The organism is Bradyrhizobium sp. Leo114 (assembly GCF_055229415.2).
Map to the genome: position 1 here is coordinate 1 of NZ_JBUYEN020000197.1, position 654 is coordinate 654.

The 654-nt window shown below is 57.8% G+C and carries 1 protein-coding gene; it reads right to left on the bottom strand.

The window, feature by feature from the left end; translation table 11 throughout:
• Positions 1–575, bottom strand: a 575-nt coding sequence (locus ACZIRK_RS45370; protein WP_474419864.1) for a transposase, incomplete at its 3' end; no start/stop codon positions are given.
• Positions 576–654: the final 79 nt, after the last annotated feature.

Consider the following 654-nt stretch of genomic DNA (forward strand, 5'->3'; position numbering starts at 1 on the left):
CTGTTTGGATCGCTGGTACTCGCATGGGTGTCGTTCTTGCGCTTCTGGCCATGGAAGTTTGCGCCGCCATCATCGTCACCGCTACCGTCCTTGGGACGAAAGCTCTTCTGTGACGCCCAGGCTTCGATCAGCGTTCCATCCACCGAGAAATGCTCGTCCGACAGCAGCGGCTTGACCTGCGGATGGTTCAGAAGCCGGGTCATGAATTTCTTAAACACCCCGCCGTTCTGCAGCCGGTCTCGGTTCTTGGTGAAGGTGGTCGGGTCCCAGACCGGGTCGTCGGGCGAAAGCCCCACAAACCAGCGGTACAAAAGATTGTAGTCCAGTTGCTCCATCAACTGGCGTTCCGAGCGAATACCGTAGAACACCTGCAGCAGTAACGCGCTCAGCAATTGCTCCGGAGGCGTCGAGGGACGTCCTTCGCTCGCGTAGAGCTTCCCCAAGTCGCGATTCATCTCCGTCAGCACATCGCGGACGAACTGCCGGATCTTCCTGAGCGGATGGTCCGCAGGAACTCGTGCCTCCGGCGAAATGTACGAAAATAATCCGCCCTGATCCGAAAAAGCGCCCCGCATGCGAACCCCCGACGATCCATGATCGATATAGAATCATCAATCGCAGCCCCTGACGAGGGCTTTTTCAGCAGACTGCTAG